The sequence below is a fragment of the Pseudoalteromonas sp. BZK2 genome (assembly GCF_014349195.1).
Taxonomy (GTDB): domain Bacteria; phylum Pseudomonadota; class Gammaproteobacteria; order Enterobacterales; family Alteromonadaceae; genus Pseudoalteromonas; species Pseudoalteromonas simplex.
Genome location: NZ_JACSOG010000008.1, coordinates 52479 through 75727, shown reverse-complemented (window position 1 = coordinate 75727; position 23249 = coordinate 52479). Strand labels below are relative to the sequence as shown.

Genomic DNA, 23249 nt, shown 5'->3' with positions numbered 1-23249 from the left:
TACCACCTTAAACACTAAAACCAAAGCATAGTAAAAATGCCACGCGTTGCGAATCACTCTTAAACAGTTTGTTAAGCGGGATTATTCCAACAGCCTTTACTTTTACAATCAAAAAATACCACCTCTATTCTTCTACCTATGTAAGTTGCAATCATCTCAGCCACTCTTCGGCAATAAGACTGGTCATAATTAAACACAGAAACGGCGATTCGATTGAGCCGAGCAAAGCGACTACTACCTAGACGCTTAAGGATATGTATATCGTTTTCCCACACACCCCAACCATAGATAACCAAACTGGACCCTATGTTTGGCAAAACGTCTCTATAAACTGTATATAAGTAGTGACTATTTTGTATAGTTCCGACTTTTTGTTCTGATGTTCCCTCACTAACAAATAACGGAACAAACTCTTCAGACTCCCAACTATTTAGTATAGAACGTAAGAGGTCATTACCTTGTCGAGCATCCAACTTAACTTCTTGTTCAAGAATATTTCGAGCAAGTATAAGGCTACCATGCGGGTAAAAAATCAATGTATTTTTCTGTTCTCGATGACCAATAGGTCTACGGAATCGACGCCAATCTTCAGAAAATTCACCATGTACCATACAATCCTTAAATGAATGTCCATTTTGTATACGATTGGCGTACATAACTACCCAATACAGTGTTAGATCATAATTAAGAGATAAAACTGTCCTGAATGAACTCAAGAACTCTGCTATATCTGGAAACTGCTCTTCAACTTCGAAATACTCAGGGTGAATGCTTTGCACAGCCCTAATCAAACTGTCTCTTACATGTTCATAAGCAACCTTCGTTGTTTTGTCCTTGATATCTAATGCATCATTTACTCTATTTGCTTGCCACACTAAACGTAAGACTAATTCAAAATCATTTGTTTTAAAGAATGCAAACAACTTTCTTACGTTTTCGGTGAGTAATCCGTTTTCAATTGCATGTTCTTTTAGAGAACCATAATCAAAGCTATCATTAATACTTCTTGATGCACCATTACCAATTAAAATGGCTTCATTGAAGTGATGAGAGATATCTAGCCAATTATAAATTCGGTACGACATTCCTGAATCCTCCTAATACCGCTTAACGCCCAGCACAGCGGTGAGTTAAACTGGCGCTTGTTTTGCGGTTTTTGGCAAAACAAGTGACAGTTTGACGAGTCCGTTGCTGCTGCTTGTTAGGCTTACCCCACATATTTAACGTACTCTTCTTCAGATATAGATAGCATTCCATAATTACTCGCTAAATAACCATTAAATTTGCTAACTTTTTTTCTAGAAGGCAATTGGGTCTTACCCAATTTTTCATTAAAACGAATAACTTCATATTTAACGATGTTATCAGTATCAATTGACTGAATCACAAGCTCATCAATAATCTTCATGCATACTCCCGACAAGTTTACAATCGCAAGTATCTCGGTCTCACCAAATTCTGATATATTCATATTTGAGAAATCGAAGTCATAAATATTGGTCTTCTTTTTCCCCCAGAATTTATTAAGGTAATTTGAATCGTTTTTAATTAATGCCTTTAGATCGTCTGAAAGAAAAGATCTAACATGTGCAATGTGATTTCTTCTTAATCGTAAGTACTTGATTGTTTTTATTAGGCCTTTAATTTCATCGCTCTCTATCCACGATTTTAGCTTTTTTTCAAGCTGGATCTCTGGCTTATCATCTGTCTCTTTATCAATCGCACTCGGTTCTATCCTTGAACGAAATTCCTGGATATCATCAACATAGCTTAGTAAGTACTCAATGGATGATATCAAAGTGATACCACAAAAAGTGTGAAACGACTTTTGGCGAAAATCACCTAAGGCGCTAATTTTTACATGTAGCCTTTCAGCATAATTATTTGTCGTAAAAACCTCTGTAGTATACTTTTCATCAACTAAATCGGTTTTAGCATTTAGATGCTGCTCTACTTCTTTATCGGCGAATAAGTAATAGCATAGCTGATCATTGATATTGATTTGGTTAGACTCATACCGTCTTAAAGCGGGAGTTTTTAACATGGTCGATCTCTCTGTGGCCTAACATTTTAGTATTTATGCGACACGCAGTTTGTGTTGCATAATCGCTTGTTGGACTGAGCCGCTACCTGCTCGGTGTGTCAGAGTTGGTGTTGTTTATGCTATGGGAATTTGTTTTTTCTGGCCTAAGCGATATCAAGCCAACGTTACTGGCGAGCCTATCGCATCTAAGCTATCCCTGCTTTACTCAGCGTTTATTATGCTTCCATTACACCTAAATTTGCCTTAAGAAGCAATTATATTTTTACGCACACAGAGGTCGTTAGCCTGAGCAATTAAGCAGGTTAACTCATTCATTTTAAGCAGCAAGCAAGGCTGCTAACTCGTTCGCACTATTTCATTTTTCGGCGTATCTGAATTCATCACACCAATAATAAATAGTAAAATACCCACCTTGCATGACTGACAAAACCAATGCGGTACCAATGATTTTGTTTCTGGCTTTGTCTGCACTAGTTTGCATTTGTGTGTTGATTGAGCCTTTATTAACGCTAACTTTCGCTTGCGACACGCATTAGCTAAAAAACCGTAGTGGCGAATGCGCATAAACCCTTTAGGCAATACATGTTGTAAGTAACGTCGCAAAAATTCATCACAACTCAGTGTCATGACTTTATCGCGGTTGTTATCTGCATAGTCGCGATATTTAAATCTCACTGTTTCTTCAGTCGCTGACACTAATCGCGATTCTGACATCACACCTTTTCGGGTATAACGCGCAAGGTAACTCACTAGCTTTTCACTGTATGTTAAACAGGACTTGCTATACACACCATTTTGTTGGCGTGTTTATCTTCGCTAATGAACTATCACACTCATTGAGTTCCGCCAGCATTTTCCCTCTAAAGACTGTTGATAACGCTTTTACGGGATATAAATAGCCTTTTTCTATTTCATACCAGTGCGCTTTGTTTATTGCACCTGCGGGTATCAAACAATGTAAATGGATATGCTGACTTAAATTTTGCCCTCATGTATGCAGTACGCTTGTCATGCCTAATTGACCATGTCCTTTTCGGTTGGCAAATTTACTCAGCGTTTGCCATGTGGCCTTGAATAAACACTGATACAACATATTTGGGTTGTAGTGCGCAATGATATTGAGTTCATGGGGAGCGTAAAAACAAGGTGGAAATACCTACACGGTAATAAATTTTCCTGCTGTCTTTGCACCCACTTAGCCGTGGCTATGCCTTGGCAACGCGGACAATGACGGTCTCGACAACTACACCCAATCTTTTGCGACTCACCACAGCTATCACATTGCCATGCTTGGTAACCGAGCCTACCCGTTCTGCATGATTGAATGTGCTGGCAGACGCGTAATTGCTGATAGCTCATTGTATGGTGTTGACGATAATGCCCAAGACTCGAATATAAAATATCAGCTAGGTGCAAAGTGCTCATGATTTAACCCAACTTGCGAGTAAATCAACACCGCCATGCCCCAATTCAGGTAACCAATGTAAGTAACTTTGCGTGGTTTTAATGTCGCTATGACCAAGCTGGTGTTGAAGTTGATGTGTTGCATAAGCATGGCGTAGTGCATGTGGATTACAGTGTTTTAAGCCGCATGCTTGTGCGTGCTTTCTCAATGGCTTCCTAAAGGTCGATGCTGACATAGGTTTATCCATTAACAATCGCGAGTAAAACATCCAACCCGTTGGGTGATACATTTTCCAGTAACTGCGTAATTGATTTAGAACGCTATCTGAAACGACAACATAACGCGATTTATCTCCTTTACCTTGTTCAATCAATATGGTTTTACGTATTCCATCAATGTCTTGCACTTTAATATGTAGAAGCTCACCAATGCGTAAGCCACAGCCATAGCAAACCACTATTAACGTTTTTAATCGCATATCCGTACAGCTTTCTATTAGCAGCCGAACATCGTCTCGAGATAGATAGGTTGGTGCACGAGTCTTCGCTTTTGGTAATGCGATATCTAGGTTCAGCGGTCGATGTAAAATATGTTTAAACAAAAACCAAATACTTTTTATCTGTACTTTTTGGCTTGCTCTAGAAAGTTTACGAATAGCAGGATCATTAAAAAACGCATTCAGTTCTTTATCGGTAATTAAATCGAGTGGCTTATCAAAATAATGACTCAATTTAAGTAAATGCTCGCAATAACTTTTACATGTACGTTGCGAATAACCTCGATAGGCTATTTCTGTTTTGACTTGTTCTATGAGTGGGTTCATGACTTACCTCCAAGTTATAGGATAACCCCAAGGTAAGTGTGGCTCAGTTGGTGAGCATTGGATCTCCGCGTAGCGGCTTAGTTCAACATGTTAATAGCGAGCTAATCGCGCATTTGTATACCACACTATCGCTCGTATTTCTGAATCATCTATTTCTATCAAAACCACTAACCAATTACTAGTTAAAAGAAAATTGAAGTGGATTACAATTTTAACTTAGGCAAAAATGAGCGATTTGGTCGTTTTCCTGACTATGCAAGCAACTTGATTAAGTATGTATACAAATACTGGGGTTATTCAAAAGATAAATGTCCAGTTTTCGCTCTTTTGAGTCATTCGCATAAACACGTTTTGGGACAAAGGCGAGTTATATTAATAACCCGTCTATGGACAGAAATAATTTAGAGTCGACTAGCGCTCTATGCAAAAAGCTGATAAGAGGCCAGCGAATTCATAGTGCACACTGCAAGAGTATCCCAAGGCATAATAGACCAGCTAATTTATCCGCTTACAGAGAAGTCTTTGATATCTGATTCGAGATCCTTAATTTGCCCACTTATTTTCTTGCGGAATGCAAAATCTATTTGGTCTGGCCTCATTCCTTTCAGGTTATAACCAAAGTATTTGGCTAGCATTTTGCCTTTGTCTTCAACTGAGGAAGTATCAAAGTTAGGTATATATTTTGTTTGCCTTTTTCTATGTAATATTTCATGGAAGGATTTCACAAACTTTTTAGGCTTTATGTCAACGTTAAATCGCTTACATAATTTACTTACGAAATGATCCAACTTATGTAGCGTTTTTTCATCATTTATCTCTGAATAAAAAAACAACCAACCTTTACATTTATCTTCAAAAATACAGCCTGTAATTCTTAAATCTAAGCGCCACGTTAAAAACTCTTTACTTTGCTTCGTAGAATATTTAAAACTAGTAAATAACCCAACTAAAGATTCTTTAAGCTTTTCTATGCTTCCGCTTTTTACTGAAACTTTGTTACCATCAAATTTATAACCTAAATAATCAAACCCATCGGATACCTCAGCAATTTTCGATTTATGAGGCATCTCTTTCGGACAATGTATCACTAAATTATGCTCTGAGTATTTTTGAATTACACTCTTTGCAATTTTTTCAGCATCCTCAAAATCACACAAAATCAAGATATCATCAACATATCTAAAGCTTAAAGAGCTAGGTATGTCGCTAAGGTATTTATCTAAGTCTTGTAGATAAATGGCCGCTAAGATATTTGAAATAGATAAACCTTGAGGCACACCTATTTCAGATTGTTTGTCATCTTTTTTTGATAGGGTCACAGTGGGAGCTTTGATTGCTGAAAACAGGACCCCCGTTATATCAGGGTGTAATCGCAACCTTTTATTCAACTGTTTTTCAAGTAATTTATGTTCTACTGATGGGTAAAAATTAGATACATCAAGCTTTACATAACCATCATACATCCCTGTTTCTATACCTGATTTTATTTTTCTTATGACGCTTTGGGGTAGTTCGAAATTAACACTTTTGCCAAACCTATTTTGCAAAAAATCGCACATAGCTCTTAAAGCTATTCTATCCCTTACTGTGGGGATAGATATTTCGCGCGGAGGTTTTCCTCTTCCTTTGCTGATTAAGCTAAGTTTATATTTAGTAAAATCATAGCTACCATCTTTCATCTTTCGAGAAATAATTTTAATTTGCTCTTTTTGCTGCTTTCGAAATGTATATTGATTGATATTGTCAATACCAGTACCGCCAGAGTAAATTATTACTTCATGAAAAATCCGAGTTAAATTTTCTTCGGAAAAAAAGTTATCGAATTGTTTTCTGATATTTATCATTATTAACTACACCATAGCTCAGCTAAAAAACGAACGCATTTCGCGATAAAACTAACTATATTATTTCCGTTTAAAAATATGGTGATGAGAATAGGAAGTAGATATAGAAAAGAAATATATAATTTACGATATTTACGATTCTTTAGAGCTATATCGATCTGATATTGTGTGGGGTGCGGTTTCACTTGTGCTTTGTCAGTCGCAGACATGAAAGTATCATACAAAGCTTCTGGGTAATCTACTGGTGCTTGATTTTCACATTTATTGAGTGCTTCCTCATACTCCTTTGCAAGCTCCGAGCATGATGTTTGGTTTTTTTCATGCTCACACGCTCTAACGTAAAGAGTTTTAAGGTACTCGTAATTCTCTTTAACTGACGCTGCTCGTTCTTTATAAGATAAGCCATTAATAAACCCAGAAACCACAAGAACTAAAACAGAGTATATAAGCCAATATTTGTTCAAATTAGGGTCAGTATCTGCATTTAAGTAATGAATAGACACTGCCACGGAATAAAATGAATACCAGAAAAGAATTACTTGAGAATGAAAGGCGTTAGATAGGAGTCGTCGTTCAGTACGAATTCTTGTTTGACGCGTCCACCATATATTATCTGAAAGCAAATGATTATCCTTAATTTAGGTGCCAAAGGAGTTATAAGTTATCAAGAGTTAACGCCCTTCCTTGTGTTAGGGCAAGCTTTAGTTGCTTAACTAAAACTAAAAGCAATTACTTGCTTTTCAAAATTACGTTCACTCATCTCTGAGTGGGTGATAGAGCATACCACCACCCCTAAGGCACTACATTAGATTAACCCCAGAAACACATATTATCAATAGGATTTGTCCCAACAACTAGAGAATCAACAATGTCATTCCCTGCGTGAAAGGCCAAAAGGGGTCAAGCCGCTTACTTGATAATATAAAGAAAACGGAGATCTGCTTCTTGCTTAAAGAAGACCTTTAAAGCAATTACGTTAACTCACCTTGGGGCATTTCGAGTAACATGACGGCAGAGAGATGGCTGATTTCAGATTAATCCAAACTGAGTTTGTATAACTCTAGGACTTTATATTTTCATTATGGTTTTTCTATAGCTTTGGGGCAAATATACAGCTGTCACGCCTTATCAGAAAACTCAAAATACCAAAATTCCCCCTCAACCCTAAAACCCTTGCCAGACAAGACTTTCTATTCCAATCTTGTCAGAAACCATTCCAGTTTTGGAACAGAAAGAACAACTTTTCTCTGTTTCTAAAATATATAATCCGCAATATGACAATAGTCATAATTCTGTCATTTAACTGATCAATAATTGACGCTAATTTAATCACCTAACGTAATGAAGAAGTAATGGACAGTGCCTTGGTGCAACTTTCGTTTGCACTCCCCTCTAGTGAAGACCCTTTATGTGCTGCACTTGCGCATACTATGGAATACGAACAATTGCATTTTGCGGCTAATGATCAAAAGCGTGTTGTGTTTTGTTGTGTGCTACCAGATGATGCCCATGAAGGTGACGTGATCTCTATCAGTGCAACCCGCCCTGATGCGCGCGAATCGGCGTATTTTACTGCACACACTTTAACGCAACACGATCTAGAACAGCACGTTATAATGCTTACCTTAGAAAACGTTACTCACAGTGGTGAATTTGTATTGCAATTAATGCTACACGGCTTGCATGCAACACTTAAAGACAGCGCCCAGTTTGATGTCAGCATTGCAGCTAGCACATCACCAGAGCTATTAACTTCTGAGCAAGCTAAAAACCAGGGCTTACGCCATTACATTAGTAATATTGGCGCAAGCTTTTTAGCCTTTTTCTAGGGCCTAGTCAGCAAAGCTAATTTTACCCATGGTAATATCGGGGATCCCTTGCTCAGTATTACCAAAGCGTTGTTGCCCACCCGACAGACATTCGTTCGCTAAAATAGCAAATAACACGGCTTCTTTTGCATCTGGATTAATCCCCAACGAATCGGTATTTTTTATCTCAGAAAGCGCTGGGCAATTAGCTAAAATAGTGTCCATTAATAATGGGTTATGAACCCCACCACCACTGGCGTATACAGCCACATCGGTTAAGCCTTCGCTGCATTGGTTAATTGCTTTAGCAATCATTGCTCCTGAAAACTGCACTAAGGTTGCCATCACATCAAAATGCGATAAGTTCTGCGTATTCGAGCGTACTTGTGCTGCAGCTAAATAGTCTAGATTAAACACTTCTGGCCCGGTGGTTTTTGGAAACCCTAAAGCAAAAAATGCATCATCACACAGCGCTGCGAGCAAATCTTCACTTACCACGCCTTTTGTTGCAATAGCGGCATCTTTATCATAATGAAGTGGTGCAAAATAACGCTGCACATAAGCATCCATAATGGTATTGCCGGGGCCAATATCAGAGCTAAAAACCGCTCGTGCATCTGCCGATTTAGGTAAATAGGTTAAGTTTGCAATGCCGCCCATATTAAGCAATATGCGGTTTTCGCTGGTACTTGTGAAATACAAGTAGTCACCATATACAGCAAGCGGTGCACCTTCGCCACCCGCTGCAATGTGCTTTTGTCTAAAATCAGCTATGGTTGTAATACCTGCAGTCACGGCTAAATGATCGCTATCACCAATTTGTAGTGTTGCATTACCATATTCAGGGCGTTTGTGTTGGTTTTTAGGGCAGTGATAAATAGTTTGTCCGTGGCTAGCTATCACATCAACAAGTTCTTTTGCTACTCCCCAGCTGGCTAACGTTTTGGCAACCATTTCACCATGTAATTGACCAATCCAAGGATTGAGTAAAGTGACTTCTTCAAGGTCACATTCGCGTTTGGCGAACACTCGCTTTACACGCGTTTTATAATCATCGTCGTAGTCGACCGTCGTAAACTTTACGACTTCGACATGAGTATCCATGCCTTGCCCTGATACTTCGCATAGCGCAATATCAAGACCATCTAATGAGGTGCCACTCATTAGACCAATTATTAATTTTTTTTCTTTTTTTGCGCTTAAATACAGTTTTTCAATATGTTGATGCATAAATAAATCACTTAAAATCAGCTTATTAGATGTAAATAAGCGGGTTAACGACTTGGAATAGTTTATATTTTAAAATAATAGATTTAAAGAATAATTATTGCAAAGACTTTTAAATTGCTTTAAAACTGTACCGGTGAGCTCCCCAAAAGGAGAGCACACAAGCATCATAACAAAAAGTATGACTCATTAAATTAACTAAATGGTCTAGGTCAGACACCAACCTGCGTTGATTTAAATGATAAACGCAAGGGAATCATCATGAAAGCAAATACATCAACAGGGCATCGCTCGCTATTGCTGCTATCACCTTTAGCTCTCGCTGTAAGTTCAGTAATTAGTTATGCACACGCAGAGCAAAGCACTGAAGCAAAAAAACCTGAAGTGATCACCGTAACAGGTTCACGTATTCAACGTACTGAGCTGGTCTCAAGTAGTCCTGTAGTGAGCGTTGATGAAGCACAAATTCACCTAGACCGTGCAGTGAACGTTGAAGATATTACCGCGAAACTGCCACAAGCTGCGGCGGGTGCCAACAGCACCGGCGCCACAGTCGGTGACTCATTTGGCTCATCAACGATTGATTTACGCGGCCTTGGTCAAAACCGCACATTGGTTCTTATTGACGGCACTCGCGCGGTACCATTTAGTTTTCGTAACTCGGTTGATGTAAATACTATTCCAGCCGGGTTAATAAAACGCGTTGATGTATTAACAGGTGGTGCAGCAGCGGTTTACGGTGCCGATGCGGTAGCTGGTGTTGTTAACTTTGTTTTAGACGATGATTTTACTGGCGCTGAATTCTCAACCAGTTACGAAAGTGCCGACGGCGGTAACGAAAAGCTTAACTTTGAAGCAATTTTTGGTGGTGACATCGCCGACGGTCGCGGCCATGTAACAGGCTATATTGGTTACACCGAACGAAAAGAGCTATTAGCCGGCGAGCGTGACTATGCGCTTGAAAACTCAACAGCAATGATCAACAGCGGTGGTTATTATACTGACGTTGCCTCTGGCAACAGCATCGGTATTGCTGATTCTGGTGCTGTAACAAGTGAGCGTCAAACAACTGATTTCACAGCTGACCGTTATTTAACTCAGCCGATGGACCGTTTTTCTGCGGGCTTATTATTTGACGTTGATGTGAGCGACAGTGCCATTGCCTATGGCCGCGCAATGTATTCTAAAGTGACCGTAAACGGTGCGGGTGCCAGTGGTCAAACACCGATTTTTGTAAACGAGCAAGTGACCCTCACGCAAGACAATGCGTATATTCCTGATGAACTACGTGACCAACTCACGTTTGATAGCGAAGGCAATGCCCTTGTTAATGTTGAACGTAACCTAGGTTTAGGCGTGCAACACACCGAAGCGGTGCGTGATTCAATGCAATTTCAACTGGGCTTAAAAGGTGATTTAACTGACTACTTACGTTATGACGTATATGGTCAGTACGGCAAAACGGACGAAGTAGCCACCATTTACAACAACGCATACCGCAATGATAACAACGGTAATAGTCGTTTTGCTGCCCTTGCAAATTCAGTCGATATTTTTGATCCCAACCATGATTTCAGCGACTTTAGCGATCCGCTGCTTTATACCACTCGCGACCGTACTCAAAGTGTCATCTCAGCAACACTATCGGGTGATTCTGGGTTCTTATTTGAATTACCAGCCGGTGCTATCGATTTTGCAATCGGTTACGAATACCGTAAAGAAACCGGTAAACAAACACCGGGCGATGCATTTAGGAACGGCACCAGCTTTGCGTCTATCAGCGCATTTGATATGGATGCAAGCTTTAGCTCTGAAGAGTTTTATGCTGAAATTTTAGTGCCTATCTTAGTTGATAAACCGTTTGCTGAAGAGCTTAGCTTTGAAGGTGCCTACCGTATTTCTGATTACTCAAATACCGAAGCAGAAGACACTTACAAACTAGGTATCAACTGGGCAATAAACAGCGACATTCGTATTCGCGCCAACCGCTTAACCGCATTTAGAGCACCTAACTTAGGTGAATTTGCCAGCCCAATCACAGCGCTCTCGTTATCGTTATTTGACCAAAATAGCGACCAGTTTGTGCCACGACTAGCAGGGCGTTATAACGGCGATCCATGTTTACTTGGCACCGGTGATGCAACTCAATGTGCTGCGTTTGGTGCGCCACCTGTTGGCACTGAGTTCGATTCAAGTACCGCAGAGTACACCTATGGTGGTAACCCAAATATTAAACCTGAGCAAGCCGAATCAGATACATTAGGCATTGTTTATACACCTAGCTATTTAGAAGGCTTTGATTTATCACTCGATTACTACAGTATTCGTGTTACAGATGCGGTAAGCCAAATTCAGCCAGGTGCGGCACTACAAAGCTGTTATGTTGATGACCCGAACCCGAACAACCCATTGTGTGGTGCGGTACTTCGCGATCCAAACACGGGGTTTATTAGCACAGCCATCGTTAATGACTTTAACTTAGCCGCCATTGAGCAAGAAGGTATCGACGTTGCAGCAAATTATGTGATTGATGCACCAGAGCAAATGGGTGGTCGTTTTAGATTCTCGTACCAAGGTAACTTTGTTACTAAACAAACCCGTCAAAACAACAGCACAGTGCCTGAAGTTGACTGTAAAGGAACTTATGGCAGCGCCTGTTCGGGCGACTTTGCGAGTATCTTGCAAGCTGACTACAAACATCGCGCAAGCATTGATTGGCAGTTAGATAACATGAACTTCCAACTTGGCTGGCGCAGAATAGGTGAAGTAGAGTATGCTGTCGACCGTTCAGAAACAATTTCAGCACAAAATTACTTAGATTTTGCTGCTGCATGGCAAGTTAACGAGGAACTTGCTGTTAACTTTGGTGTCGATAACTTATTAGATCGTGAACCACCAACACCTGAGGTAGGCGCAAACCACTTTAACACCGTGAGTGATTACAGTGTGATTGGCCGTTCAGTCGGTGTTTCACTGAGATATGCCCCAAGCTTCTAATTAATCCTACTGTTTTAGCTACACAGGATTGATCCCCTCAAGCGCACCCTGCCCGGTGCGCTTTTTTATTTTAGAAAGTACGAGTATATTCAGAATAAAAAGGGACAGTGAATAGATTGTTGTTTAAGATATAAGCAGTAAAACTGCAAGGAAGGTGTTATGCTCAAATCAATAAAGTCAAAAATTCCATTTATTTTCCTAATCAGTATTAGTCTTTTTTGGGGCATTTATTATCAGGGAAAGCATCCACTAAATGACTTTGGCAAAGCAAATTTTGAATGGTTATACCTGCTTGATGCACTGATAGTATTACCTGTACTTTGCTTAATATTAATTAAAAATAAGAAAGAAGCGGCTTTTAAAGCATTGATGATGTGCTCACTCGCTATTTTAGTGGGGAGTTACATTATTCCCGAACAAAACAAATTTTTAATGAATTACTTAGAGCAAGGTCGTTACGGGCTTTTAGCTTTGATTGTAATTTTAGAGCTAAGTGCTCTCATTACTGTGTACCTGGCAATAAAATCCGCTTTAAGCCAGCAGACAGATCCTGATATAGCTATCGAACGGCCAATTAACAAGCTTTTCAAACAAAGTGCTATTGCAAACTTTTTATGTTTCGAAACACGGATGTGGGCTTTCTTTTTTTACGCTAAACACATTAAACCTAGTTATTTCACTGGTGAACAGCATTTTAGTTATCATAATAAAGACGGCGCACAAGCTAACTTACTTGGCTTTATTTTTATTATCTTATTAGAACTGCCCATGATGCACTTCTTCATACACTTTGTGTGGTCATCAACAGCAGCAAACATAATCACTGGTTTAACTATATTTAGCCTTTTATTCTTCATTGCAGAATACCGAGCAGTTGCAAAGCGCCCTGTTTCTATTAGTAAATCGCAACTCATTATTCGCTATGGGCTCTATCCTGCTTACAATATTGCTTTAAAAAATATCAAATCCATTGATTTAAATACCGACTTTATTGCACGCGCTCGTTCAATCAAACGTTACAACTACTCTGGCTACCCGAATATTAAAATTAAGCTCAATGAACCTATGGGTGATATTAACACTGTTTTCCTGGGGCTAGATGACCCTCATCAGTTTATAAACGCAATGAACAAGGAACAAAAACATGCCATTTAACGAACAAGAACGCAGCGCGCTTTTAGCACTCAAGGGTGTAGGGCCAACGGTTATAAAACGGTTCGAAGAAGTTGGGATTGAATCGTTTGAAGACTTAGCTGGGTTTGATGCCAACACTATTGCTGAGCGAGTAGCGTCGATGCTGCATTCAAATTGCTGGAAGAATAGTCCGCAAGCAAAAGCGGCAATCACCGCTGCTATTACGCGAGCAAAGCAAGGCTAAAGTTCAATCACTTCGATTGCCCCGCGCTTTTGCATGGTGACATACACTTTGTTTTGCGTTTCGTTGAAAGCCAAATTCGTTGGATGCTGGCCTTTTAATTGATAGCTATTTAAAAGCTTGCCGGTAGGCGAGACTTCAAGCACTTTCCCTGCGCCATAACGAGTAATAAACACATGCCCTTGATTATTAACGCGCATGCCGTCTAGGCCATGATCAGCAAATTTAATCAAAACTTTTTTATTACTAATGTTTAAGTTGTCATCTAAGTCGTATTGCCAAACGATTCGTTGCACACTTTCGTTCACATAGAGCTTGGTATTGTCGTTATTAACCGCTACTCCATTGGTAGTCCCCATGTTTTTTTCGAGTAAATGTGTGCTGCCATCCGCATTAATACGCCATAGCTGACCCGTTTCGTTCGCCCAGTTAGGGTCACTTGCAAACAGCGCCCCACTTTTGGTGATAGCAATGTCATTGGGTTGATTCATCTTGCTATTATGGGCGAACACTTCTGCTTTATTGCTGCCAGCAGGTACTTTTAAAATATTGTGGTTAACGTAATCGGCAATAAATAAATTACCTAGTGAGTCAAACTGTAAGCCATTACCAACGCTGTCATTCGGTAACCGCACAAACAACGATGTTTTGCCCATGTTATCTACGCGGCCAATCGTTCCTTGCTGGGCATAGTTCACCGCGTATAGGGCACCGTTATACATGGTTGGCCCTTCAATGCCTTGCGTGAACACGTTATCTTTAACAAAGTCTTGACTATCAATAGCAAAACCTAACGGTGAGCTTAAAAGTAGTGTTATTGCCAGTGGCTTAGGTAATTTCATGGGCCTGCCTTTTACTCATCTAAACTCGTGTATACCGCTAAAATGGGGTATTCATTTTCACCAAAAGATAAAGTCAGTGAGCGCTTTTCACCATCATCTAACTTGATACCTTCATCAAAAGCTAACGGGTGTAAGCGACGCCCATCGGCAAATAAAGCCATAATATGGTCTGCTTGTAAGATACGCGATCCTGATGCTTTGTTTTCAACAGTTACCACAGCTAATCGTCGGCCGCTTTCACTGCTCATCGAAACACTGTGAACAATACTAAACTCACTTTGCTTTGGATAACGTCTTGCGTCGTTTTCAAACGCAAATACGTTTCCTGGAGTGATAGGATCAACCGATAAAACACTTGTATTAGCATGCGCACTCCTTGCCATAAAACCCGCAACAAGCGTAAAAGCTATAAGAGAAATACCTTTCATATCAATTTGTTTCGCCATTTGATTATTTTTCCAGCATACACCTTTACACTATACCGTGCAAAATGGATTGTCGTTTGAATGAAATTATCATTTTCTACTCGGTAACAATTTCGCCATTGATTTCTAATTACATGCCCGCACCTATTTATTAAACAGGATTTAAAACAAATCATAGGAGATAAGTATGCCTGAAATTAAAAACCGTCAGTATATTCTTGAATCACGTCCAACAGGCCCTGCAACAGAAAATAACCTCGTTTTAAAAACATCTACTCTTGCCTCACCTAAACAAGGTGAAGTTTTACTAAGAACAATTTATTTATCTCTTGACCCTTATATGCGAGGCCGTATGAGCGATGCAGAATCATATGCTGACCCTGTTGAAGTTGGCGATGTGATGGTTGGTGCGACAGTGTGTCAGGTAGAGCAATCAGAGCACCCTGATTATAAAGTAGGTGAATGGGTACTTGCCTATACTGGTTGGCAGGAGTATGCGATAAGTAATACAGAAGGACTGATGAAGTTAGGAGAAAGTCCAGATACTCCTTCCTATGCACTCGGTATTTTAGGTATGCCAGGGTTTACTGCTTATATGGGACTACTAGATATTGGTGAACCAAAAGCAGGCGAAACAGTGGTTGTAGCTGCAGCAACAGGGCCGGTTGGAGCAACCGTCGGTCAGATAGCCAAATTAAAAGGTTGTAAAGTCGTTGGTATCGCTGGAGGCTCACAAAAATGTAAGCATGCGATTGAGAACTTAGGGTTTGATGCATGCATAGATCATAAAGCCGATAACTTTGAAGAACAGCTTAAGGACGCCTGTGATCAAGGTATTGATGTTTACTACGAGAACGTCGGTGGTCATGTTTTAGATGCGGTACTGCCTTTACTTAATACAAAAGCACGAATCCCACTATGTGGTTTAGTATCACAGTATAATGCAACTGAGTTACCACCAGGGCCTGATCGCCTATCTATGTTGATGGGCTTAATTCTTAGAAAACGTATTAAAGTACAAGGCTTTATTATCTTTGATGATTACAGCGATCGTTACGGTGAATTTGCGCAAGATATGCAACAATGGCTGAACGACGGCAAGATAAAATACAAAGAGCACCTTGAAACTGATTTCGAAAATACCCTAGACGCTTTTAACGCCATGTTAAATGGTGAAAACTTTGGTAAAACCGTGGTGCAAGTTCAGCAGCCAATTTAAAAATTTAGGCGCAACAAATAATGTTGCGCCACTATTAAGGATAACAAATGATTAAATTACACCATTTAAACAAATCACGCTCTAAGCGGATTATTTGGCTGCTCGAAGAGCTTGGCGTTGATTACGACATTATCGCCTACCAACGTAATAAAGAGACATTTTTAGCACCTGATGAGTTAAAACAAATTCATCCTCTCGGTAAAGCTCCTGTAATTGAAGATAACGGTAAAGTAATTACTGAATCGGGTGCGATAACTGACTACCTAATAACTCAGTATGGCAAAGGTAAGTTTATGCCAAACCAGCAAAGTGAGAGTTACATTGATTATCAACAATGGCTCCATTTTGCTGAAAGCTCAGCAATGGTGCCTTTTTTATTAAAACTATTTATTACAAAAGATGGCTGTAAAACTAACTTCATTGCTGATTATGCCGACCATGAAATTGGTAAAATACTCAGCTATGTTAATCAACATTTGAAAGGTAGAAAGTACTTTGTTGATGACAACCTTACTGGCGCTGATTTTATGATGTCATTCGTCATAGAGAAAGTCGCTGAGTCTGGCATGCTGTCTCATTTTGCAGAAATAGAGCGGTATTTCGAGCGATTAAACACCTATGAGAGCTATCGCACAGCAAATGAGTTAGAAGCCAAATACGGATAAAGACAAGCAAAGGCATACTCCAATGCCTTCGCACACACACTTACAAAACTCCAAAGGATGAGCGTGATTACACTTCGAGACTTCGTAGAGTCAGATGCAAAACAACTTGTTGCAATTCTTAACGACATGGATGTTACACAATACCTATCAACTAAAATCCCCTCTCCTTATAGTTACGAGGATGCTCAGTGGTGGATTAATGAAGGTAGTCAAAGTCAGCTCATTAAAGCCGTTATATTTAACGATAAACTTATTGGATGCGTGAGTGTGCACCCAGGCGAGTTTGAATTTGATCGCTCAGGTGAGCTAGGTTACTGGCTGGCAAAAGAGTACTGGCGGCAAGGTATCACTGTAAAAGCTGCATCTATGCTACTCGAAACAGTATTCTCTAAAACGAAAATCGCCAGAGTGTTTGCTTACGTGTGCGAAGATAATCCTGCCTCAATGAAGGTTCTGCAAAGATTAGGCTTCGAACAAGATGCAGTTTTAAAAAACGCGATGTTCAAGAAAGGACACTTATTTAATGCGCACCTTTTTTCATTGTTAAAACCTAAAAATTAAGCAAATGAGTATGCATACATCACCATATCATTTGAATGCCCTATTAAGTAACTTTTAAAGTTTCCTAAAATAAAGTAAGCTAACCACTTCTGTAACACTTAAAGTTACCTACTAGGTTTTTACTATGCAACAACACGAAGTCACCGCCTTATTTGATCAACAAGCAGCTAATTATGATTCACAATGGCAAAACATGGCCCCCATTAGCCAGGCCTTGTATTTTATGATGACACCTTTATTCAGCAAACTACCAAGCAATGCGCATATTCTTTGCGTTGGAGCGGGTACCGGAAATGAAATTTTGCATTTAGCACAGGCATTTCCCGCATTCCGCTTCACCGCTGTCGAACCCTCGACTGAAATGATCAAAGTATGCAAACACAATTTAACGCAAGCAGGGTTTGCACATCGCTGCCAGTTTCATAATGGCTATGTAGATTCACTCAAAAACTTGATGCCCTTTGATGCGGCAACAGCCGTGTTAGTGTCGCAGTTTATAATTGAAGAACCTAAACGAGTGGCATTTTTTGCAGATATTCACAAACGTTTAAAAGCAGGTGGAGTGCTTGTCAGCGCAGACTTAAGTGCCAATCAAAGTGGCGAAACTTACCCAGAGCAGCTTAGTCACTGGTTAAGTGTTATGTCATCAGCTGCAGTCAGCCCTGAACAAATTGAAAAAGTAAAACTAGCTTATGAAAATGACGTTGCTTTAAGAGAATCTCAAGTCATCGAAAACATCATTGCCGAATCAGGCTTTACAGGCGTTTACTCTTTTTATCAAGCTGGCCTAATAAAAGCATTTACCGCCGTTAAAGAATAGTTTAAGCCACACACACTCGATTGCGGCCTGACTTTTTAGCTTGATACATAGCTTCATCGGCCCTTTCGATTGCCGTTTCAATATTATCATCGGCGCTTATCAGCGTTACGCCAAATGAGCCTGTAACATTAATGTGATTATCGTTGCTAATGTCGATTTTTAAAGCCTCAACGCCAGCTCTTAGCCGTTCAGAAAATGACTTAGCATCATCAAGCTCTGTTTGTGGTAAGCAGACTAAAAACTCTTCGCCACCATAGCGATATAATTGATCGTATTTTCTTAGCTGAGATTTAATGCATTTCACGAGGGCTATTAACACCTTATCGCCCGCAGCATGACCAAATTCATCATTTACTTGCTTAAAGTGATCAAGGTCGATCATTATCAGTGCGCAGCTTAGTGATTTGCGCTTACACAGCTCGTGTTCTTTTTGCAGGTTTTCTAATAAGTTCGTACGATTTGATGCACCCGTTAAAGGGTCGCGTGTGTGAAGCACTTCAGTAAACTCATCGATAAGGCAGTCAAATAACTCGCGTAATCTATCTAAATCCGCATGAAATTGGTCTAATAAGTTTACTGGAATAACAGTCTTAGACTCTTTTAACGACAACAAGACTTTCGCTCCTTGATGCATTTTTTTATGTGCAGAAGCGATTTCAGAAAAGTGAGGGTGAAGCTTTATAGTCTGATCAGGTAGCTTATTAAACCACTGCCCAAAGCGACAAAAGTTATGAGCATTATCTGCTAAATCTTGTTCATTTGCGGGAGTATCTGCAATTAGACACCTTAATAAGTTTTTATACCATGACTGGTGCCACTCAATAGCTTGCTCAATTTCTGCAATCACATCTTCGAGCTGTGTATTCGACAATGAACTAATACCTTGTCTGTTAATTTGATGCATGGCCAATGAAGGGAGTTCCGCTTTATTATTATTATCTAAAACAGTACCTAAGGAATGTTACAAACTCAACCCAAAGCGAGGTAAAGAGATAGTTTATTCAACTAAGCGGTAACCTACGGCGGGCTCGGTTAAGATATGTTTAGGGCTCGCCGCATTTTGTTCAAGTTTTTGTCTTAACTGACCAATATGTACTCGCACGTACTCAGGACGGTTAATATACTGCTCTCCCCACACTTCAGATAAAATAGCGTTATGCGTTAACACCTTATCTTTTTGCTGAAACAACAACAGTAAAATAGCGTACTCTTTTTTAGTTAGTTTGACTTCTTCAGCGCCTTTACGGACCATGTGCTTATGTGGGTCGATGTGAATATCGCCACATTGCAAAGTTAGGCTGGGTGTTGTTTGTGTGCGAAGTAGCACCCGAATGCGCGCTAGTAATTCGTTTGCACTAAATGGTTTGGTTAGATAATCGTTGGCGCCGTTATCAAGGGCGGTGACTTTTTCTGTTTCGCCGTCGCGTGCAGAAAGTACTAATACAGGGAGCAGGCTCCACTGCCTAAACTCCACCAGCCAATCTTGCCCATCCATATCGAGCAAGCCTAAATCAAGCAGCACTAAATCAAACTGCTGCTGGCTTAATAGTGCAAACGCATCAAGCCCTTTGGCGCACACACTAACTTCATGATCACTGGCTTTTAATAGTGTTTTTAAAAAACTTTGCAGAGGTGGTGAATCCTCTAAAACCAAAATATTAGCCACGACTGTTACTCCAAATTAATATAGCTGTTGCTTGCTTTGTTTGCTCATTGAGGGTTAATTCAAAGCGCCCTTGATGACATTTAGCAACCACATCGCAGATCACACTCCCCAAACCAACGCCTTCATCTTGACTCGTCTCATGCTTATTCGCAAAAGGATTGGTTAGCACAATTTGATATTCATTGTGTGTTTCAATAAATTGCATATTCGCCGAACCATCTCCGTAACGAGCTGCGTTCTCGAGCATATTGGCAAAGGCAATTTCTAGTAGGGTTTCATCGCCAAAACAGATGCTTTGTTGCTGAGCCTCGATGCTCAGTTTAAAGTTTTGTAGTTGCTGCTGACGACGAGATTTTGCTTCGCTAATTAAGGTCAAAATAGGCAGTTTTTGCCATTTAATATTCTCAGCTAACTTATTAACTTTACTGAGCTCCATGACTTTATCAAAGTGTTGATTAAGTATTTTACTTTGCTCATAAATGTTAGCTGCTTGCTCTTTAATAACCTCAGAGCTTAATTGGATATTATCATCAGCCAACATGCTTGATGCGCCCATAATGGTCGCTAATGGCGTGCGTAAGTCATGGGATAAACTGCGCAACAAGGTGTTTTTTGACCTCTCTAGCTCCGCCTGTACTTTTATCGCCGCTGATTGCTCGCGTAATAAGGTTTTTTCTTGAACCTGATACAGTAAAGAACACGCTGTATTCGCCAAAGCCTGTTGCTCTGCATTTAGCGCTTTAGCAAACGCAATACCGCCAAATTCCGCTTGTTGTTCGTTTAAATAAATAAACTGCTTTGACGCTGTTAGCTGCCAATCACACGCAACCTTTAAATGCGCGGTCATGGTTGTTAAAAACAGCTGCTTTTGCTCCTCAAGGCTATCGAGATCATTAAGCTTTTTTGCTAACTCATACAATAAGCGACTATTACTTGCATGGGCTTGCACATCGCGAACCTTAGTATTGAGCTCCCCGGCTAAGTGGCTTATCACTAAACCCACAATCAACATCACCAAAAAGGTGACCACATATTCAATATTTTCGATATGAAAAGTAAAATACGGCACCACATAAAACCAGTCCGTGCAGGCAACACTCACCAAGGTGGTAAGCGCTGCAACACGGCGATTACTGCGCACCGCAACCCATGTCACCCACAAAAGCTGAAGCATCACAATATCGGTGGTTGTAAACAGTTCTCGAAATGGGAATATCGCAAGCACCACGACAAGTGGCATCAACACACTTAAAAATGCGGCTTTTAAATACTGTATTTTGAATACTGACTGCATCATCTTTTCACTTATTGTTTATCCCTATTAGATTAAAGGGTTTTCAATTTTGTCACTATAAAGTTTTTATAAAGTTTTTTTATCTCGGCATAAAATCTTTATAAAGCTTTCAAGCTCTCTAGAGACTTCTGTTTTTTTGCCATTAGCATTTAGCGCGTACCCACAATAGCGAGAAAGACTATGGCTCAGTTTGCAGTAATCGGATTAGGACGTTTTGGCGTAACCGCCTGTTTAGAACTTTCAAAACAAGGTCATACAGTGTGTGCCGCCGATATTAGCGAAAGCACCGTTAATCACTATGCCGACCAACTCAGTTTTACCGTGGTGGTTGATGCCAGTGATGAAACACAATTAGCACGGCTCGATTTACCCAGTTGCCAAGCCGTATTGGTGGCCATTGGCGAGAATATTGAAGCCAGTATTTTATGTGTATTGCACTTAAAAAACTTAGGCGTAAAGCAAATTTGGGTAAAAGCCTGTACTAAAAGCCACCATCAAATACTAAGTAAACTTGGCGTTGACCGCATAATTCACCCTGAAGAAGAAATGGGCGTGAGGGTTGCGCAAGCGCTTAACTACCCAATGGTTAATCAATATTTCCCGCTTAACCAATCCACGTTTATTGTTGAACTAGGCATTGATCTGCAGCTTTCAGGTCGCAAAATTGGCTGGCTGCTCAAAGAACGTAATAGCGATATTAAACCACTCACACTACGACGTGATGATTACTTCAATACAGAGCTGACTAACGACACCGAACTGCGTCACGGCGATAGTCTGGTGCTACTGGGCTCTAAAACTTACTTAACTAAATTAGCAAAACGGTTTCGTGCATTATGATCAACTGGCAAGCCAACGTTTATCCAAAACAATTTAGCGGTGTAAAGTGCCGTAAGCGGCAAAAAATAAACCCACCTTTAGTGCTTACTATCGGCTTTATTGTGTTAATTATGCTCGGCACGGGCTTGCTTATGCTACCAATGGCAAGCACCCAACCGATCAGCTGGCTCGATGCATTATTTACGGCAACCTCTGCGGTTACAGTAACAGGGCTGGTGGTCATCGACACAGGTACTGATCTGACTGTATTTGGTCAAAGCGTGGTCATGCTGCTGATTCAAATAGGTGGCATTGGCTTTATGACCGTGGCGGTGATTTCAATACTAAGTTTAGGAAAAACCCTAGGCTTACAACAACGCTTACTCGCTAGCCGCGCTTTTGACACTAACGATTTAACCTCGGTGATCAAAGTTGCTAAGTATGTTTTAGTGTATTCATTAGTGATTGAGTCGGTGGCATTTTGCTTACTCTTTATTAGTTGGTTCGATGACTATGGCGCACTAAAAAGCGCCTATCACAGTCTGTTTTATACGATTTCGGCGTTCAATAATGCGGGCTTTGCGTTAAGTGGCGATAGCTTATCGGCATTCAAGGGCGATATAACCGTAAACGTAGTGATCACCGCTTTGTTTATCATCGGTGGTTTAGGGTTTACTGTACTGATTGATATCTACAAACAAAAGCGCTGGTCATTACTATCGACCAATACCCGCCTGGTGTTAATTGCCACCTTAGTGCTCAACTGCATCGCATTTATATTGATTTTTTTCTTTGAACACGCCAATCCGACGACATTAGCGCCGCTATCAACGTCTGAGCAAATATTAACGGCTTGGTTTCAAGCGGTGACTCCTCGTACAGCAGGATTTAATACCCTACCGATTGATGGTTTGAGTCAAGATTCAACGCTTTTGACTATGCTGCTGATGGTGATTGGCGGTGGTTCAGTCAGTACGGCGAGCGGCATAAAACTAGGCACCTTTGTGATCCTAATTTTAGCAATGCGCAGCTATTTAAAACAGCAAACCACGGTTACCGTGTTTAACCGCCAGCTGAGCGACAAGTTAGTGATCAAGGCATTAAGCGTCATGATACTGTACTTATTTATCGCTTTTACCAGCATTATGATCATCACTAAGCTTGAACAAGGGTCGTTACTTGATATCACCTTTGAGGCAATTTCGGCACTCAGTACCGTAGGCCTTTCGCGAGGTATAACTGGGGATTTAAGTGCGCCTAGTCAGCTCATCATCATACTGCTGATGCTGATAGGTCGGGTTGGGCCATTAACCTTTGCTTATTGTTTTACTCGCCAGCACAGCCAACCTTTGACCTACCCGACTACCAGTATTCAAATTGGTTAAGTGTACAATTTTGACACTTTTTAGTGTTAA

The 23249-nt window shown here is 40.3% G+C and carries 24 protein-coding genes; 10 read left to right on the top strand and 14 right to left on the bottom strand.

What is annotated here, in order from left to right; genetic code table 11:
• Positions 1-71: 71 nt before the first annotated feature.
• The 8 genes from BIZ38_RS06515 to BIZ38_RS06490 form a co-directional block, all read right to left on the bottom strand.
• Positions 72-1085, bottom strand: coding sequence for a DUF4917 family protein (locus BIZ38_RS06515; protein WP_187489875.1), 1014 nt, complete (start codon positions 1083-1085; stop codon positions 72-74).
• Between the two features lie 122 nt (positions 1086-1207).
• Entirely contained in the window at positions 1208-2044 is an 837-nt protein-coding gene (locus BIZ38_RS06510; RefSeq protein ID WP_187489874.1) for a hypothetical protein, read from the bottom strand.
• A 336-nt stretch (positions 2045-2380) separates the two neighbouring features.
• Entirely contained in the window at positions 2381-2833 is a 453-nt protein-coding gene (locus BIZ38_RS21765; protein ID WP_316247571.1) for a transposase, read from the bottom strand.
• Positions 2826-2996 (bottom strand): transposase, encoded by a 171-nt coding sequence (locus tag BIZ38_RS21760; RefSeq protein ID WP_262387565.1) that lies wholly within the window; start codon positions 2994-2996, stop codon positions 2826-2828. The genes BIZ38_RS21765 and BIZ38_RS21760 overlap by 8 nt, the downstream gene beginning before the upstream one ends.
• A 98-nt stretch (positions 2997-3094) precedes the next feature.
• Positions 3095-3469, bottom strand: coding sequence for a transposase zinc-binding domain-containing protein (locus tag BIZ38_RS21755; RefSeq protein WP_262387564.1), 375 nt, complete (start codon positions 3467-3469; stop codon positions 3095-3097).
• Complete coding sequence (locus tag BIZ38_RS06500; protein ID WP_187489873.1) at positions 3466-4272, bottom strand: tyrosine-type recombinase/integrase; 807 nt, start codon at positions 4270-4272, stop codon at positions 3466-3468. The genes BIZ38_RS21755 and BIZ38_RS06500 overlap by 4 nt, the downstream gene beginning before the upstream one ends.
• Before the next feature lie 500 nt (positions 4273-4772).
• Positions 4773-6116 (bottom strand): reverse transcriptase domain-containing protein, encoded by a 1344-nt coding sequence (locus BIZ38_RS06495; protein WP_187489872.1) that lies wholly within the window; start codon positions 6114-6116, stop codon positions 4773-4775.
• Positions 6117-6118: 2 nt separating this feature from the next.
• The gene (locus BIZ38_RS06490; protein WP_187489871.1) at positions 6119-6739 is read right to left on the bottom strand and encodes an SLATT domain-containing protein; all 621 of its coding nucleotides are present in this window, start codon (positions 6737-6739) and stop codon (positions 6119-6121) included.
• A 729-nt stretch (positions 6740-7468) separates the two neighbouring features.
• On the opposite strand from BIZ38_RS06490, the gene BIZ38_RS06485 reads away from it, so the two are divergent.
• A complete protein-coding gene (locus BIZ38_RS06485; RefSeq protein WP_187489870.1) occupies positions 7469-7945 on the top strand; it encodes a hypothetical protein in 477 nt (158 codons plus the stop codon).
• Between the two features lie 3 nt (positions 7946-7948).
• Here BIZ38_RS06485 and BIZ38_RS06480 read toward each other — a convergent pair whose 3' ends face one another.
• Entirely contained in the window at positions 7949-9154 is a 1206-nt protein-coding gene (locus BIZ38_RS06480) for an anhydro-N-acetylmuramic acid kinase (protein ID WP_187489869.1), read from the bottom strand.
• Between the two features lie 258 nt (positions 9155-9412).
• Here BIZ38_RS06480 and BIZ38_RS06475 point away from each other — a divergent pair, with 258 nt between their 5' ends.
• From BIZ38_RS06475 to BIZ38_RS06465, 3 genes are all read left to right on the top strand, one after another.
• A complete protein-coding gene (locus BIZ38_RS06475; protein ID WP_187489868.1) occupies positions 9413-12148 on the top strand; it encodes a TonB-dependent receptor domain-containing protein in 2736 nt (911 codons plus the stop codon).
• 159 nt (positions 12149-12307) lie between these two features.
• Positions 12308-13303, top strand: coding sequence for a hypothetical protein (locus tag BIZ38_RS06470; RefSeq protein WP_054553473.1), 996 nt, complete (start codon positions 12308-12310; stop codon positions 13301-13303).
• Positions 13293-13526, top strand: coding sequence for a helix-hairpin-helix domain-containing protein (locus tag BIZ38_RS06465; RefSeq protein ID WP_054553472.1), 234 nt, complete (start codon positions 13293-13295; stop codon positions 13524-13526). The genes BIZ38_RS06470 and BIZ38_RS06465 overlap by 11 nt, the downstream gene beginning before the upstream one ends.
• Here BIZ38_RS06465 and BIZ38_RS06460 read toward each other — a convergent pair.
• Complete coding sequence (locus BIZ38_RS06460; protein WP_054553471.1) at positions 13523-14365, bottom strand: SMP-30/gluconolactonase/LRE family protein; 843 nt, start codon at positions 14363-14365, stop codon at positions 13523-13525. The two genes, BIZ38_RS06465 and BIZ38_RS06460, sit on opposite strands and share 4 nt — an antisense overlap.
• Before the next feature lie 11 nt (positions 14366-14376).
• Positions 14377-14811: a hypothetical protein gene (locus tag BIZ38_RS06455; RefSeq protein WP_054553470.1), complete on the bottom strand. Its 435-nt coding sequence runs from the start codon at positions 14809-14811 to the stop codon at positions 14377-14379.
• Positions 14812-14977: 166 nt separating this feature from the next.
• On the opposite strand from BIZ38_RS06455, the gene BIZ38_RS06450 reads away from it, so the two are divergent.
• The 4 genes from BIZ38_RS06450 to BIZ38_RS06435 all read left to right on the top strand — a co-directional run bounded on the left by BIZ38_RS06450 (position 14978) and on the right by BIZ38_RS06435 (position 18055).
• Positions 14978-16009, top strand: a complete 1032-nt coding sequence (locus BIZ38_RS06450; protein ID WP_222938014.1) for an NADP-dependent oxidoreductase — start codon at positions 14978-14980, stop codon at positions 16007-16009.
• 47 nt (positions 16010-16056) lie between these two features.
• Positions 16057-16674, top strand: a complete 618-nt coding sequence (locus tag BIZ38_RS06445; protein ID WP_054553468.1) for a glutathione S-transferase family protein — start codon at positions 16057-16059, stop codon at positions 16672-16674.
• A gap of 57 nt (positions 16675-16731) precedes the next feature.
• Positions 16732-17235, top strand: coding sequence for a GNAT family N-acetyltransferase (locus BIZ38_RS06440; RefSeq protein ID WP_138599379.1), 504 nt, complete (start codon positions 16732-16734; stop codon positions 17233-17235).
• Between the two features lie 124 nt (positions 17236-17359).
• A complete protein-coding gene (locus BIZ38_RS06435) occupies positions 17360-18055 on the top strand; it encodes a class I SAM-dependent methyltransferase (RefSeq protein ID WP_187489867.1) in 696 nt (231 codons plus the stop codon).
• A 1-nt stretch (position 18056) separates the two neighbouring features.
• Here the strand turns inward: BIZ38_RS06435 and BIZ38_RS06430 are convergent, their stop codons facing one another.
• From BIZ38_RS06430 to BIZ38_RS06420, 3 genes are all read right to left on the bottom strand, one after another.
• Entirely contained in the window at positions 18057-18926 is an 870-nt protein-coding gene (locus tag BIZ38_RS06430; protein WP_161804351.1) for a diguanylate cyclase, read from the bottom strand.
• A gap of 126 nt (positions 18927-19052) precedes the next feature.
• Positions 19053-19721, bottom strand: a complete 669-nt coding sequence (locus BIZ38_RS06425; protein ID WP_187489866.1) for a response regulator — start codon at positions 19719-19721, stop codon at positions 19053-19055.
• Positions 19714-21018 carry a DUF4118 domain-containing protein gene (locus BIZ38_RS06420; RefSeq protein WP_262387563.1) on the bottom strand — a complete coding sequence of 435 codons (1305 nt, stop codon included), beginning with the start codon at positions 21016-21018 and terminating at the stop codon, positions 19714-19716. Before BIZ38_RS06420 ends, BIZ38_RS06425 begins: the two co-directional genes overlap by 8 nt.
• A 177-nt stretch (positions 21019-21195) precedes the next feature.
• On the opposite strand from BIZ38_RS06420, the gene BIZ38_RS06415 reads away from it, so the two are divergent.
• Together BIZ38_RS06415 and BIZ38_RS06410 are read left to right on the top strand one after the other, a co-directional pair.
• Positions 21196-21855 (top strand): potassium channel family protein, encoded by a 660-nt coding sequence (locus BIZ38_RS06415; RefSeq protein WP_054553462.1) that lies wholly within the window; start codon positions 21196-21198, stop codon positions 21853-21855.
• Positions 21852-23219, top strand: a complete 1368-nt coding sequence (locus BIZ38_RS06410) for a TrkH family potassium uptake protein (RefSeq protein ID WP_187489865.1) — start codon at positions 21852-21854, stop codon at positions 23217-23219. Before BIZ38_RS06415 ends, BIZ38_RS06410 begins: the two co-directional genes overlap by 4 nt.
• Positions 23220-23249 lie beyond the last annotated feature (30 nt).

Coding starts and splice junctions, on each gene's coding strand:
- BIZ38_RS06460 (WP_054553471.1), bottom strand. CDS start 14,365: ATGAAATTACCTAAGCCACTGGCAATAACACTACTTTTAAGCTCACCG.
- BIZ38_RS06495 (WP_187489872.1), bottom strand. CDS start 6,116: ATGATAAATATCAGAAAACAATTCGATAACTTTTTTTCCGAAGAAAAT.
- BIZ38_RS06445 (WP_054553468.1), top strand. CDS start 16,057: ATGATTAAATTACACCATTTAAACAAATCACGCTCTAAGCGGATTATT.
- BIZ38_RS06455 (WP_054553470.1), bottom strand. CDS start 14,811: ATGGCGAAACAAATTGATATGAAAGGTATTTCTCTTATAGCTTTTACG.
- BIZ38_RS06440 (WP_138599379.1), top strand. CDS start 16,732: ATGAGCGTGATTACACTTCGAGACTTCGTAGAGTCAGATGCAAAACAA.
- BIZ38_RS06420 (WP_262387563.1), bottom strand. CDS start 21,018: ATGATGCAGTCAGTATTCAAAATACAGTATTTAAAAGCCGCATTTTTA.
- BIZ38_RS06470 (WP_054553473.1), top strand. CDS start 12,308: ATGCTCAAATCAATAAAGTCAAAAATTCCATTTATTTTCCTAATCAGT.
- BIZ38_RS21755 (WP_262387564.1), bottom strand. CDS start 3,469: ATGAGCACTTTGCACCTAGCTGATATTTTATATTCGAGTCTTGGGCAT.
- BIZ38_RS06450 (WP_222938014.1), top strand. CDS start 14,978: ATGCCTGAAATTAAAAACCGTCAGTATATTCTTGAATCACGTCCAACA.
- BIZ38_RS06410 (WP_187489865.1), top strand. CDS start 21,852: ATGATCAACTGGCAAGCCAACGTTTATCCAAAACAATTTAGCGGTGTA.
- BIZ38_RS06500 (WP_187489873.1), bottom strand. CDS start 4,272: ATGAACCCACTCATAGAACAAGTCAAAACAGAAATAGCCTATCGAGGT.
- BIZ38_RS06510 (WP_187489874.1), bottom strand. CDS start 2,044: ATGTTAAAAACTCCCGCTTTAAGACGGTATGAGTCTAACCAAATCAAT.
- BIZ38_RS06435 (WP_187489867.1), top strand. CDS start 17,360: ATGCAACAACACGAAGTCACCGCCTTATTTGATCAACAAGCAGCTAAT.
- BIZ38_RS06485 (WP_187489870.1), top strand. CDS start 7,469: ATGGACAGTGCCTTGGTGCAACTTTCGTTTGCACTCCCCTCTAGTGAA.
- BIZ38_RS06515 (WP_187489875.1), bottom strand. CDS start 1,085: ATGTCGTACCGAATTTATAATTGGCTAGATATCTCTCATCACTTCAAT.
- BIZ38_RS06480 (WP_187489869.1), bottom strand. CDS start 9,154: ATGCATCAACATATTGAAAAACTGTATTTAAGCGCAAAAAAAGAAAAA.
- BIZ38_RS06415 (WP_054553462.1), top strand. CDS start 21,196: ATGGCTCAGTTTGCAGTAATCGGATTAGGACGTTTTGGCGTAACCGCC.
- BIZ38_RS06465 (WP_054553472.1), top strand. CDS start 13,293: ATGCCATTTAACGAACAAGAACGCAGCGCGCTTTTAGCACTCAAGGGT.
- BIZ38_RS06475 (WP_187489868.1), top strand. CDS start 9,413: ATGAAAGCAAATACATCAACAGGGCATCGCTCGCTATTGCTGCTATCA.